This window comes from Paenibacillus sp. J22R56 (assembly GCF_056269375.1).
Window position 1 is genome coordinate 768,600 of sequence record NZ_JBWDNV010000001.1, and the last position, 12,073, is coordinate 780,672.

The 12,073-nt window shown below is 44.9% G+C and carries 12 protein-coding genes; 3 read left to right on the forward strand and 9 right to left on the reverse strand.

Annotation, left to right across the window (positions count from 1 at the left end; genetic code table 11):
- Positions 1 to 396: 396 nt before the first annotated feature.
- Entirely contained in the window at positions 397 to 1,440 is a 1,044-nt protein-coding gene (locus AC0YNT_RS03275) for an oxidoreductase (protein WP_475803307.1), read from the reverse strand.
- Positions 1,441 to 1,655: 215 nt separating this feature from the next.
- Here AC0YNT_RS03275 and AC0YNT_RS03280 point away from each other — a divergent pair, with 215 nt between their 5' ends.
- Entirely contained in the window at positions 1,656 to 2,417 is a 762-nt protein-coding gene (locus tag AC0YNT_RS03280) for a DeoR/GlpR family DNA-binding transcription regulator (RefSeq protein ID WP_475803308.1), read from the forward strand.
- A gap of 77 nt (positions 2,418 to 2,494) precedes the next feature.
- Here AC0YNT_RS03280 and AC0YNT_RS03285 read toward each other — a convergent pair whose 3' ends face one another.
- Positions 2,495 to 3,424 (reverse strand): glycoside hydrolase family 43 protein, encoded by a 930-nt coding sequence (locus tag AC0YNT_RS03285; RefSeq protein ID WP_475803309.1) that lies wholly within the window; start codon positions 3,422 to 3,424, stop codon positions 2,495 to 2,497.
- 257 nt (positions 3,425 to 3,681) lie between these two features.
- On the opposite strand from AC0YNT_RS03285, the gene AC0YNT_RS03290 reads away from it, so the two are divergent.
- Positions 3,682 to 5,223 carry an acetamidase/formamidase family protein gene (locus AC0YNT_RS03290; protein WP_475803310.1) on the forward strand — a complete coding sequence of 514 codons (1,542 nt, stop codon included), beginning with the start codon at positions 3,682 to 3,684 and terminating at the stop codon, positions 5,221 to 5,223.
- Between the two features lie 63 nt (positions 5,224 to 5,286).
- Here AC0YNT_RS03290 and AC0YNT_RS03295 read toward each other — a convergent pair whose 3' ends face one another.
- The 6 genes from AC0YNT_RS03295 to AC0YNT_RS03320 form a co-directional block, all read right to left on the reverse strand.
- Positions 5,287 to 5,736, reverse strand: coding sequence for an Lrp/AsnC family transcriptional regulator (locus AC0YNT_RS03295; RefSeq protein WP_475803311.1), 450 nt, complete (start codon positions 5,734 to 5,736; stop codon positions 5,287 to 5,289).
- Positions 5,737 to 5,819: 83 nt separating this feature from the next.
- On the reverse strand, positions 5,820 to 6,518 hold the full coding sequence (locus tag AC0YNT_RS03300) for a hypothetical protein (RefSeq protein WP_475803312.1): 699 nt from the start codon (positions 6,516 to 6,518) through the stop codon (positions 5,820 to 5,822).
- Between the two features lie 18 nt (positions 6,519 to 6,536).
- Positions 6,537 to 6,887, reverse strand: coding sequence for a hypothetical protein (locus AC0YNT_RS03305; protein ID WP_475803313.1), 351 nt, complete (start codon positions 6,885 to 6,887; stop codon positions 6,537 to 6,539).
- The gene (locus AC0YNT_RS03310; RefSeq protein WP_475803314.1) at positions 6,871 to 7,476 is read right to left on the reverse strand and encodes a hypothetical protein; all 606 of its coding nucleotides are present in this window, start codon (positions 7,474 to 7,476) and stop codon (positions 6,871 to 6,873) included. Before AC0YNT_RS03310 ends, AC0YNT_RS03305 begins: the two co-directional genes overlap by 17 nt.
- Positions 7,477 to 7,914: 438 nt before the next feature.
- Positions 7,915 to 8,772, reverse strand: a complete 858-nt coding sequence (locus tag AC0YNT_RS03315) for a sugar phosphate isomerase/epimerase family protein (RefSeq protein WP_475803315.1) — start codon at positions 8,770 to 8,772, stop codon at positions 7,915 to 7,917.
- 96 nt (positions 8,773 to 8,868) lie between these two features.
- Positions 8,869 to 9,441 carry a P-loop nucleotide/nucleoside kinase family protein gene (locus tag AC0YNT_RS03320; protein ID WP_475803316.1) on the reverse strand — a complete coding sequence of 191 codons (573 nt, stop codon included), beginning with the start codon at positions 9,439 to 9,441 and terminating at the stop codon, positions 8,869 to 8,871.
- 150 nt (positions 9,442 to 9,591) lie between these two features.
- Between AC0YNT_RS03320 and AC0YNT_RS03325 the strand changes: the two genes are divergently transcribed.
- Positions 9,592 to 11,349 carry a glycoside hydrolase family 2 protein gene (locus AC0YNT_RS03325; protein WP_475803317.1) on the forward strand — a complete coding sequence of 586 codons (1,758 nt, stop codon included), beginning with the start codon at positions 9,592 to 9,594 and terminating at the stop codon, positions 11,347 to 11,349.
- Positions 11,350 to 11,432: 83 nt separating this feature from the next.
- Here AC0YNT_RS03325 and AC0YNT_RS03330 read toward each other — a convergent pair whose 3' ends face one another.
- The gene (locus AC0YNT_RS03330) at positions 11,433 to 12,065 is read right to left on the reverse strand and encodes an ABC transporter permease (protein ID WP_475803318.1); all 633 of its coding nucleotides are present in this window, start codon (positions 12,063 to 12,065) and stop codon (positions 11,433 to 11,435) included.
- Between the last annotated feature and the right edge of the window lie 8 nt (positions 12,066 to 12,073).

Consider the following 12,073-nt stretch of genomic DNA (forward strand, 5'->3'; position numbering starts at 1 on the left):
TCAGTATTGTAATGGATACACGCTTAATTGGCAACTCGCCAATTGAATGGAATACCTGAAGGTTACATATTCCAGCTCGTTCTTGGAAATAATTAGCGAGAAAATCTGCTGACTTCGGGAGGGAAATGATATTGGGGAACAAACAAACCATTAGCTCTAAGCAGATGCTTTCCCTAATGATATTGTTCGAGTTCGGCACGGCTATCGTCGTTCATATCGGATTTGAATCAAACCATGCCACTTGGCTGCCCATCCTGATCGCACTCCCTCCGATTAACTATTTCCAGTTTCCCGTTTTTTTCAAGATAATATGTATTCATGCAAGTAGACAAGTCAAAAAGCGCTTACCACGGAATGACCATGTTAAGCGCTATTCTACTTCATGCAATAGTTGCTTTAATTAAAAGGCAAAGCTCTTTTCTCCGCGCTGCTTTGCATCGCGAGTTCAATGACTCTGATCGTATTCCTTGCCTCTTCCGCAGCAACCGGCACAGGCTTATTGTCCGTTATCGCTTGGTACATCCCCTCATAGAAGCGTTCATAACTTCCTTGGTGGGTCTCAACCTTACTCGTCTCAGCTTTACCGTCAGCCATTAAAGTAAGCTCGCCATACCATTCTTCCCGGTCTTTGCCCCAAGCAGGCTGCCCCGGCAAGCCGCCATTTCGCAGCATCTCCTCTTGCGAATCCAGACCATACTTGATAAAGCTGCCTTGGCTGCCGTGTACCTGGAACCTTGGACCATGCTGCATGACAAGAGAACCGCTATGGAGAATTACCCGCATATTCTCATACGTCAATACAAGGTGGAAATAATCAACGACCTCAGATCCTGTTCTTTGAGCAAACAGATCCGCATACACACTTACCGGCTTCCCGAACAAATGCAGCGCTTGATCAATCAAATGTGCACCCAAATCGTATAGCATTCCGGAGCCTGGACCAGCCTGCTCTCTCCATCTGTCGGATACTTGCGGCCGGTAACGGTCATAATGCGTCTCGTATGAGGCGATGTCCCCTAATTGACCGGAAGCGATAAGGCTCTTAACGGTTAGAAAATCATTATCCCATCTCCGGTTCTGATACACGCTGAGCTTCTTGTTTTGCTGGTTGGCTGTCTCGATCAAATCCGCAGCTTCTTCCGACGATATAACGAAAGGTTTCTCTACAACGACATGTTTACCAGCAAGCAGCGCTTGCTTGGCAAATGGATAATGCGTTTGATTAGGCGAAGTTATAATAACGAGATCAATGCTCTCATCAGACAACAAGTTATCCAATGAAGCTACAACTGCCGCATGCGGCAGGTATTGCGCCACCTTTTCCGGGTTGCTTGAGACGACCTTCACAATATCCATTCCATCTATCGATTGAATGATTGGTGCATGAAAGACTTGACCCGATAGTCCGAAACCAACTAATCCTACGTTCACTTTGTTCATTTCTAAGCACTCCTTCTCCATCATTTCTTTTCACCAGTATAAGAGATAGCTTGCAGGTTTTCAATAATATTTAATTATTTAACTTAAATGTGTAATTAAAATAATTTTATTGATCTGGAAATTACGCAACTAAATAAGCAAAATACGCACGAAATGATTGTACATAAGTCACCGCTTGCTTATAATGAGAGAAGAAGCACTTATAAGGTGGGCACATGATGAATCAAGAAGAACGGATCAAATCAATCATTGAATATTTGAAGCTGAATCAAAATATAAGTATGACCGATATTTGTAAGATGTATGAGGTCTCCTACGATACGGCCAGACGTGATCTGGTCAAAATGGAATCGGATGGTCTAATCCTCCGCGTACGGGGCGGTGCGATACTGCCTTCCATGACCAAGCATATCAATAGTTACAAAGAACGGCTCACCGATGCTGGCAGCAAACGTTCTATCGCTTTGTCTGCAGTCTCGCTGATCAAGAACGGCGATTATTTGATGCTGGATACAGGAACAACGACACAATATATCGCCGAGTTCATGTCCACCCAAGACAACGTCGTGGTCACCAATTCGATTGATATCGCAGCTATTCTTTGCGACAAGCCGCATACGACAACCCATATGCTTGGCGGAGAGCTTCACGCCTGGCATCGATATGCATTTGGTCCTCGTACAATAGAGATGCTTAGCGACATCCGAGTAGATAAGCTCTTTTTAGGAACATGCGGGATTACTGCCGAGGGCTTATTTGCACCTACAGTGGAAGAGGCTTACATGAAACGTGAAATGATTAAGCGGGCCAATCAAGTTATTCTTCTGGCAGACTCAGCCAAATTCGAGAAAAACCTCTTTCACCGTGTATGTCCATTTGACGACATCGACGTACTGATCACAGATAGCGAGCCGCCAGCTCCATTTAACAAAATATGCAGCGAATACGATATTCAAGTGATCGTTACATCGGAGTAAACAGCTGCTAATGAGCATAACAAAAAGCTTAGCATTGAGTACTCAATGCTAAGCTTTTTGTTATACTTGACTGCCGTTTACTTGGCAGCCGACGTGCCCCATGCTTCCACTAATGCTTTATATTCATCACCAGTCAGGTTCAAGAAAGATCCATGTCTCTTCTTTGCTGCTCCAAGGTCGTACTCTTCCGTGTTCAAAACACGGAACTGACCGCTGGATAGGTCCTCGGTAATAAGCGGCAAATACCCTTTGCCGGTTGCATATTGATCCACCATCAGACACCATTCATTCCGGTCATTAAATTTGAACACCTCCGGTCCTTCAACCCCATACAGATTGTCCAAAACAGATGATCGCTTAGCCACGAAAGCATCACGAGATAAGGAGCTGCTCTCTTCTACCGTAATACACTTCGTTGTTTCATCCTTCGAGTAACAGTAATACGTATTACCCTCTTTGATAATCGTCGTGTCAATGACATGATTGCCACGCTCGATATATTTCTCAGGCTTTGTGAAGGTAACAAAATCCTTCGTTCTAGAGCTGTAAATGATCTGCTTAGGCTCCTTGTCTCCCTCTTTCACCATCGAAGCCCAGAACATGAGATGTTCACCGGCCTCCTCATCAAAGATCGTCTCCGGCGCCCATACGCAGCCCGCATACGGAAGATCAAGCTCTACACTTCTTTCCTTCGACCAATTCACTAGATCAGAAGACTCCCAGACGATAATCGAGCGGCTGCCGCGGTGTTGCGCGGTATCCCAGCCTTTGTCACTTGCAATCCGCAGATCCGTAGCAATGATATAGAACTTATTATCCAATGGAGAACGGATGATAAATGGATCCCGCACTCCCTTTTCACCGATACCAGATTTTAATACAGGCTGGCTTTGATTCAGATCATTCCAGTGCAGTCCGTCCTGACTTACAGAGAAATAAACCTGCTCTCCATCCTCATGCTCGCCGGTAAAATGTACAAAAAGATAAGCTTCATAATCCAATGTCATCTTGTCCCCCTCCTACCTCTACATATTAGGATATAAAAGGACAGCTTGATAATCACTTTTTATGCTATGAATTGACCTATTATGCTTATCGCAAACATGTAATTAAGTTTTTAAACCAGATAGACAAAATAACTTAATATATCAAATTAAAAACAACAAAAACTTTATATTGTTAATCTCGAAACCATCTGCTATACTCAGTCTCACTAACATGTTAGGAAAACTTACACAAACTAATAGAAAAAGGAGTTTTGAGTATGGGGAAACGGATGTCATGGAAGGTTGGAACAGCTTTATCTGCTTTAATGGTGCTAAGTTCGCCTGTTTATGTCGCGAATGCTGACACGAAACCACTGTCAAAAACACATTATCTTGCAGCAAACGCAGATAATGTCCGTTGGGGGAATATCGGAAAAGGTGACCCTGCGCTCACGGTCAATTCCGGAGACATTGTTACGATCGAAGCGATCACTCATCATTCCGGCGATGATTATGAGAGAATGATTGAGGGCGATGCCGGCGTAGAAGATATTTTCCACTGGGATAGTGTTGAGAAGAACGAAGATTTACGCGGACCTGGCGTACATATTATGACCGGACCTATCGCTGTCGAAGGGGCAGAACCGGGGGACGTCCTTGAAGTGAAAATATTGGACATGAAGCTTCGTCCTAACGGCAACGAGAAATATGCAGGCAAAACCTACGGCGTCAACGCTGCCGCCAACTGGGGGTACTTATACGGCGACATGGTCGAGGAGCCAAAGAAACGTGAGGTTGTCACGATCTATGAGATGAGTTCTGACGGAGTAACGGATTATGCCACCGCAGTATACAACTTCAAGTGGGAACCTCAGACCGATCCGGATGGCAAAGTACACCCAACGATCGATTATCCAGGCGTGATCGTAGACCACGACAAAGTTGAAGAGAACTTTAATGTGCTGAAGGGTGTGAAGGTTCCGGTAAGACTGCATTTTGGCACGATGGGCGTTGCTCCAAAAGAAGCGGATATCGTTGACTCCGTCCCTCCATCCTACTTTGGCGGTAATGTTGACGATTGGCGCGTAACTGAAGGCGCGTCGATGTACTATCCGGTTTCCGTACCAGGCGCACTGCTGTCGGTAGGTGATCCACATGCAGGTCAAGGGGATTCGGAAATTAACGGAACAGCAATCGAAACATCAGTGACTGGCGATATTCAGGTTATCCTTCATAAGAAGGCAGATCTGGATAAGAAGCTAAGCAACCTCAATTATCCGCTGCTCGAGAACGAGAACGAGTGGGTTGTACACGGCTTCAGCTACGCGAACCACTTGGCAGAGCTTGGAGATAATGCACAGAAAGACATTTACAACAACTCTTCAATCGATAAAGCGATGAAGGATGCTGCGCATAAAACGAAGGATTTTCTGATGAAAGGCATGGATCTGACCGAAGACGAGGCTTACTCCCTTATGTCAGTATCCACTGATTTCGGCGTTACGCAGGTTGTTGACGGTAACTGGGGTGTTCATGCCGTGATCGGCAAAGAGCAGTTTGGTGAGGCGGAACAAAAAACAGTAGGTCTGCGCGCAAGCTTTGAAAACTTTGGTGCGAAGGTTGGCTGGGAAAACAGGGCTCAAACAGTTACGATCAGCTATAACGGCAACAAACTTGCCTTTAAGTTTGGAGAAACAAACGCAACGTACAATGGCGAAAAGATTAAATTGATCGCACCTGTACAGCTGTCCGACGAAAAAGCGGTAGTCAGCGACTACTTTGCAAGCTTCTACAAATCCGTATTATCGAAAACAAATTAATTAGAAGCACTCATCCCTTACTAAAAAGGACCGCCGGACTTCAAGCCTCCGGCGGTTCTTCCTTTAAATATTCAAGCCATCCTGATTCTTGTGACGCTTGAGCAGAATTTGATTCTCGACGCGCAGGATCCCTTTCAGTGAATAGATTGATTCGTGCATGAATCGATCCACCTCGTCCATGTCCTCCACCAAATAGTGAACATGAAGAAGACAAGGCCCCGTCATTTCATAGAGAACAACGACACGTTCATTCGCCTTAAGCGATTCCAGAATTTCATCCAAATGCGCAGGCTCTACCTCAAGCTCCAAGTAGGCGGAAATTTTTTTCCCCAGCTTCTCGGCATTGATAACAATCGAGAATTGCTCAATAATGCCTTGATTCACAAGCCTGTCAATCCGTTCCTTCACCGCTACCCCCGACAGGCTCACTTCCTTGGCCAAATCGGTATATGAAATCCGGCTGTTCTGAGACAGCCTGAGCAAAATATGATTATCGATCGAATCCAGCTGCATGGCCATCACCTCTTTAGACGTTATTGTAACAGATCTAAAGAAGAAAATGGACACCTCCAGCATGGATGTGTCCATTCCTTATTTTAAACTGCATTCTCAGGAGAGCAGCAAATACAAACAAAGTCTGTGACTTGAACATAGCCCGAACAGAATCCGCCCTCTGGCACAGGTGTTTCGCTTGAGACACATCGTATCCAAATTGCTGCATAATTGTCGACAATAAGGTGGATCTCTTGGTTTGAAGTAGGTGGTATTCGAGGTGGCAACGGACGTTCAATTACGGTACCATCCATCTTGACGACAACAAGTACGGCTTGACAAGAACTACCCCATGTTTGATTACTTGCAGCCGTAATAAAAACTCTCTCGGATGATGCTGAAGATTGATTGTTAAATAGGACAGCATTTGTTCCACAAGGAATCCAGAAATTTTCGTAGCCTTCAATTCTCTCAATGCTGCAATTGGGCAGATTAATTGTGTTCATGTTACTAATAATGGTATTGGTATGGGCAGCTATCGTATTCTGCAAGCTGGCATTTAAAGTATTAATAGAGTTGGTCAGGTTTGTATTTAAATTGTTGTTGCTCGTATTAATAACACTGGTCAGGTTATTCAGATCACTGTTTAAATTGCTGTTGATTCCGATAAGCTGGGTGTTAATCGTGTTTAGCAGGTTTACAACTTGTTTAACTCCTGAATGCTTCACCGGACCCTTTTTGCATTTTATTAGCCTAGCATGCTTATGACTGCCATTACCTTTTATTTTGACACTCCCTGTCACCCTATTGTCACGCTCCTATTATTTTTTCTTGCCGCAGCCGCAGTCCACCGATTTGTTCTTCTCCTGAAGCAGCGAATAGATATATCGATAATGTGGATTTTTGTTAATCTCATCTCTGATAAATCTTTCTCTTACCACACTCAACGTATGTGGATTGGGAGAATGAATCCTCAGCAAGAAACTGCGATAAGCATCACTTCTTTCAAGCATCAATGTCTCGAAAGCTTCCAATAATACGGTATAATCAGCATTGTTTTGCACTAGGGCCGTCATTTGCGGCAAATCAATACGGGACAATCGATTCAGTAGGCTTAACTTTTGATAATCGTTCAGAACGAACCCCTCCTCTTTTTTAAGAAGCAGCGGCATCTACTGAGCAGCATAGGCAGAAGAACTCTTTCACTTCAATAAAACCAGCGCAAAAAGCGCCATCCGGTACCTCCACATCCTCCCGCTCACAGCGAATAGAAATACTTGCATAGTTATCAATCGTAATATTCGTTTCGGCACCCTGCGGAGGCAGCTCTTGCTCGATTGTGGTGCCGTCCATTTTTATAATGACCAATACAGCCCTGCATGGGCTCCCGTAAGGAATAAAGCTTCCCGCGCGTATAACGACTTTTTCTGGTGTTGCCGCAGACAGATTCTCAAAATAAGTTTGACTTGTTCCACAGAGGACGGTGAAATCGGTCCAGCGGGTGACTCTCTCTACCTCACAGTTTGGTGCATTAACCGTATTCATGTTGCTGATAATCGTATTCGTGCTCGTCGTGATACTGTTTGTTATACTCGCATTATGCGTATTAATCGCATTCGTCACATTACTATTTAAGTTACTATTGTTATTACTGATAACGTTGCTCAAATTATTGATGTTGTCGTTCAGATTTGTGTTCAACCCGACAAGCTGCTCATTGATCGTATTGAGTACGTTCACAAGCTGGTTAGTTTTAGGCAAGCATGCTTTAGCTCTGTGGTGTTCTTTTTTACAGGTACAGCTTTTTTTAGTTTTGAAGCATATTTTGCAGCATACTTTCACGGACATAGTAGATCTTCACGCTCCTGTAGATGCTCATAATTGAATGAAAGACTCCTACCTTTACAACTAGACGGATATGATATAGGGCAAAGTGACATGGAATGGCATTCGGTATCCGCTATTGGATGGAATGTCCTTCGTCTATTCATAGAATATACAGATATAGCTGCTACGGATTGTACGAATAGAGGGGAGAAAATAGCGGATTTTCAAAACTGTCGTTCGATTAATAGAATCACAACATAAAAGCGCTCACCATGGACTCAACCATGTTAAGCGCTTTTTCCAATTACATAAGAAACCTTCCAATAACTTAATGGAAGGTTTCTTATCAGTTATGCTTCCCCGATCTAACGGTTATCTTATTTCTAACCAAAGTCTTTTAGCTGTATTCAAAAAGAACAACGACTGGTCCCATCGGTCGCTAATTTCATTGGTACGTCCGGCGTATTCATCTGTCGTTATCGCATAGGACGGCGGACCAAGCTCCACAACAAACGGCAGCACATCTCCTTCTCCCGCTCCCGATTGCCAATTCTTCATGCCATCGCTCCACCAGCGTTCGAAGTGTCTCATCATAGGGTGTTCCCCTGCTTTCCCTACGTCAACCTGCACCTGCTCACCATTAGACACCCGGGCGTGGAAGGCCGAACTGCGTGTCAGAACCGTCTGAATCAACTGCTCCGCTTCTTCCGAAATGGTATGCAGTTCGCCAGCCACCACATAATGAGATAAATCAATCGTCAGGCGAAGACTATCCAGCGCTTTGATGTAATCAATAGTACGCAGGAGATCCTGCGTAATTGTACCGCGATGCGTCTCGATATAGGTTGGAATTCCTGCCTCCCGAGACAAAACATCAATAGAACGAAGAAGCTGAACAGCAGGTTCATCTATTAGAAAAGGCGTCATCACTTGAACGTTGATATGTTGAATGCCGCCATATTCTTTTGCCCTTTTCAGGAATTGCTCCATGTCTTCAGAAGTCTTCGGGTATGCATTCACACTAAATGATAATTGATGACGCTCCAGAAGACGTCTCCATGTATCTTCATCCTGTGGAGCAGGGATAAATCCGTTAATACCGTCAAAACCCGCTTCCGCAATCATTTCTACCTGTTCTTGGGCACTGCGTTCCACAGTCGCTGCTAATCCTGACATCCCCCACCATGACATCTGCACATCAAGTCTCGGATTTTTATTATTCTCTTTCAATGCCTTCTCCCCCTCACAATCAACCCTATCCTCTAGTATATTTATTAGGCATAAAGAGGGGCAGTAACGATCCTGCTTTTCACTCACCGTATCCTGCTATTTATTTCTCCCAAGCGCTGTGATAACCCGCTCTAGTAAATCCGCATAATCACAATCGGTTGTTGTATTCAACTCGACAATTGTTCCGCCAATCGACATAGACTCAAGTTGCTCCTGTAAGAGACGCTCCTTATTGCCCTCTTGTTCAATCCACTCCTGGTCCTGATGACTAACATGCCGTTCTGCAGATCCCATCCTGGAATAATAGCGTTCTACCAGCACTTCTCCATCGGCCCTGCACATAATCTGAAGCGGTTCATAATCATACGCCTGTTTCAACTTGAGAAACTCAGCACCTCTTAATTCCGGCCTGCCAAAAAAGCCTTCAATAATCATCGACTGTCCAGCCGCCAGCAATGTACCTGCAAAAGAATATAAAAACGTAAAGGCTGCTGGTGCAAGCAAAGGTGGTGATCCATGGGTCCTACAATCTAAAGCATCAAATAGAGTCTCATAAATACCATCTCGAGACAATAAGGGCAGACGTACGTCTTGAGAAAGCCGCTTTGCTAAAGTTGTTTTTCCTGCACCAGGAAATCCATTGATGATAATGATTAAAGGTTTATTCATAATTGTCTTCCTCCTTAATTAGTTAACCATATGGTTTATTAATTAACCTTTGTATTGACATAATGAATATCCTAAAACATAATATGTACTAGAATCATAAAGTTATTACTTATTATATTAACCTAACGGTTAACAAAAGGAGAGAAAAACATGACCAGCACGCACAAATATGTTAAGGATTATCCGCGCCCGCAATGGGTGCGCGACGAATGGCAATTATTGAACGGTGAATGGTGCTTCCGCTTTGATGATTCATTTGAAGGCGAACGCAGCAAGTGGTACAGTGAGCTCGATGCGGACCTGAAAATTCAAGTCCCGTTTACATATGAAACAAAAGCAAGCGGAATCGGTGAGGAGAAATTCCATCCGTGCGTCTGGTATGAACGCAATGTCAATATTCCTGAGGAAACGGGAGACAAACGTGTGATTCTCCATTTCCAAGCGGTAGACTATCTGGCAAAGCTATGGGTGAACGGCGTTTATGTCGGTTCGCATGAAGGCGGATACGCCGCGTTCTCCTTTGATATTACAGATGCTGTGCAGCTTGGCGGAGACAACCGTATCACGGTCTGTGTCGAGGATACCAACAGCACTATGCAGCCGCGCGGCAAACAGCGCTGGACAGATAAAAACTACGGTTGCTGGTACGTACAGACGACTGGCATTTGGCAGTCCGTATGGCTGGAATATGTTGATGTATACCATGTTAACAGAGCGAAAATTACACCTAAGCTGGAAGAAGCATCGGTTACGTTCGAATACGAGCTGGGCTGCCGCTCCTTTGAGGGTTTAACTCTGCAGACGATTATTCGATATGACGGCAAACTAATCCGCTCCATGGAAATGAATGCAGACCGAAAGTTCCTGAAGCTGGACTTAAGCGTCATGAACGATGTTAACGAATGGAAAATTCATTCCTGGCACCCGAATCATCCAAATTTGTACGATGTAGAGGTTGTTCTGAAGAAAGACGGCCAGCCAGTTGATACCGTATATTCCTACTTCGGTATGCGTCGTATTCAAATTAAAGGTGAACGTATTTTACTAAATAAACAGCCGCTTTATCAACGTCTTCTGCTCGATCAAGGCTACTGGGAAGATACTCACCTGACGCCTCCATCCGAAGAAGCAATTATTGAAGATATCGAGAAAACGCTGGCGCTTGGCTTCAACGGCGTGCGTAAGCATCAGAAGCTCGAGGATCCAAGATATTTGTACTGGGCAGACCGCATGGGCTTGCTCGTCTGGTCAGAAATCGCTGCTACTTACGAATTTGGGGATGACGCAGTAGAGCGGTTCACTAAAGAATGGATGGAAGTTGTTCGCCAGCATTACAACCATCCAAGTATTGTGACTTGGGTACCATTTAATGAATCGTGGGGCATCGGACAAATTTTCACAGACCGGAAGCAGCAGCAATTCACGGAGTCGATCTATCATTTGACTAAAGCTTATGACCAGATGAGACCTGTCGTTGTTAACGATGGCTGGGAGCATACCATCTCAGATATCATTACGCTGCATGACTATGAGGAGCTTGGCTCTGTACTCGAAGCACGTTACAAGGATAAGGACGCGCTGCTCAGCAATGACTTCGCCCATGACAAATACCGCTACCCATTCGCTAACGGGTACAGCTACCAAGGCCAGCCTGTTATCATCAGTGAATACGGCGGTATCGCATTTACCAGCGAGTCTGGATGGGGCTACGGCAACCAGGTGAAGAACGAAGAAGATTTCTTGGCCCGTTATGAAGGCATCACCCAAGCGATCAAAAACCTGGATTACGTCAGCGGCTTCTGCTACACCCAACTGACCGACGTACAGCAGGAGGTTAACGGATTACTCACCATTACACGTGAACCGAAGATCGATATGGAGAAAATCAAGAAAATTAATTTGAAATAATAAAGCACAAATAATCAGCATACAAAACAAAGAGAAACCAGCATCTGAAACAGACGCTGGTTTCTCTTTGTTTTGTAGACGATCTATCTGCTCGCAACCTCCGCCCTATTCTGCAGCCGCTCTAAGGCAAGGTCAGCAAGAAGCGCCAGAATCGCGGCAGGTATAGCTCCTGCGTACAGACGAGCAGAGTTATTCATATTGATACCTGAATAAATTTCCCGCCCCAAGCCGTCCCCGCCTACAAGCGGGGCAATGGTTGCGACTCCAATCGCAATAACTGCTGCGATCCGTATGCCCGTCAGCATGAATGGCAGCGCCAGCGGCAGCTGAACATTCAACATAATTTGCAGCGGGCTCATTCCGACACCTTTGCCCGCTTCCATAATCGACTTATCCACTTGGGTCAAGCCGACGTACGTATTCCGAATGACCGGCAGCAGCGAATATAAGAACAAGCCAACAACTACTGTTGTGGTCCCAAGGCCAAAGACGACCATCAAGAGTACCAAGAGCGCAAGGCTCGGGAATACTTGAATGATATTCGCCACCGTCAGAATAATCCTCGCGCTCACACGATTTCGCGATGCCAATATACCAAGAGGAATGCCAACGACAAGCGCAAGCAGCAAGCCAATCAGCACCATCATAATATGCTGCCCTGTGAATACAAGCAGATCAACCCAATTTTCTCGCACATAGCGGAAAAACAATTCCATCTCGCTTC

Coding starts and splice junctions, on each gene's coding strand:
- AC0YNT_RS03320 (WP_475803316.1), bottom strand. CDS start 9,441: ATGAATAAACCTTTAATCATTATCATCAATGGATTTCCTGGTGCAGGA.
- AC0YNT_RS03330 (WP_475803318.1), bottom strand. CDS start 12,065: ATGGAATTGTTTTTCCGCTATGTGCGAGAAAATTGGGTTGATCTGCTT.
- AC0YNT_RS03305 (WP_475803313.1), bottom strand. CDS start 6,887: ATGCCGCTGCTTCTTAAAAAAGAGGAGGGGTTCGTTCTGAACGATTAT.
- AC0YNT_RS03285 (WP_475803309.1), bottom strand. CDS start 3,424: ATGACATTGGATTATGAAGCTTATCTTTTTGTACATTTTACCGGCGAG.
- AC0YNT_RS03280 (WP_475803308.1), top strand. CDS start 1,656: ATGATGAATCAAGAAGAACGGATCAAATCAATCATTGAATATTTGAAG.
- AC0YNT_RS03290 (WP_475803310.1), top strand. CDS start 3,682: ATGGGGAAACGGATGTCATGGAAGGTTGGAACAGCTTTATCTGCTTTA.
- AC0YNT_RS03325 (WP_475803317.1), top strand. CDS start 9,592: ATGACCAGCACGCACAAATATGTTAAGGATTATCCGCGCCCGCAATGG.
- AC0YNT_RS03295 (WP_475803311.1), bottom strand. CDS start 5,736: ATGCAGCTGGATTCGATCGATAATCATATTTTGCTCAGGCTGTCTCAG.
- AC0YNT_RS03275 (WP_475803307.1), bottom strand. CDS start 1,440: ATGAACAAAGTGAACGTAGGATTAGTTGGTTTCGGACTATCGGGTCAA.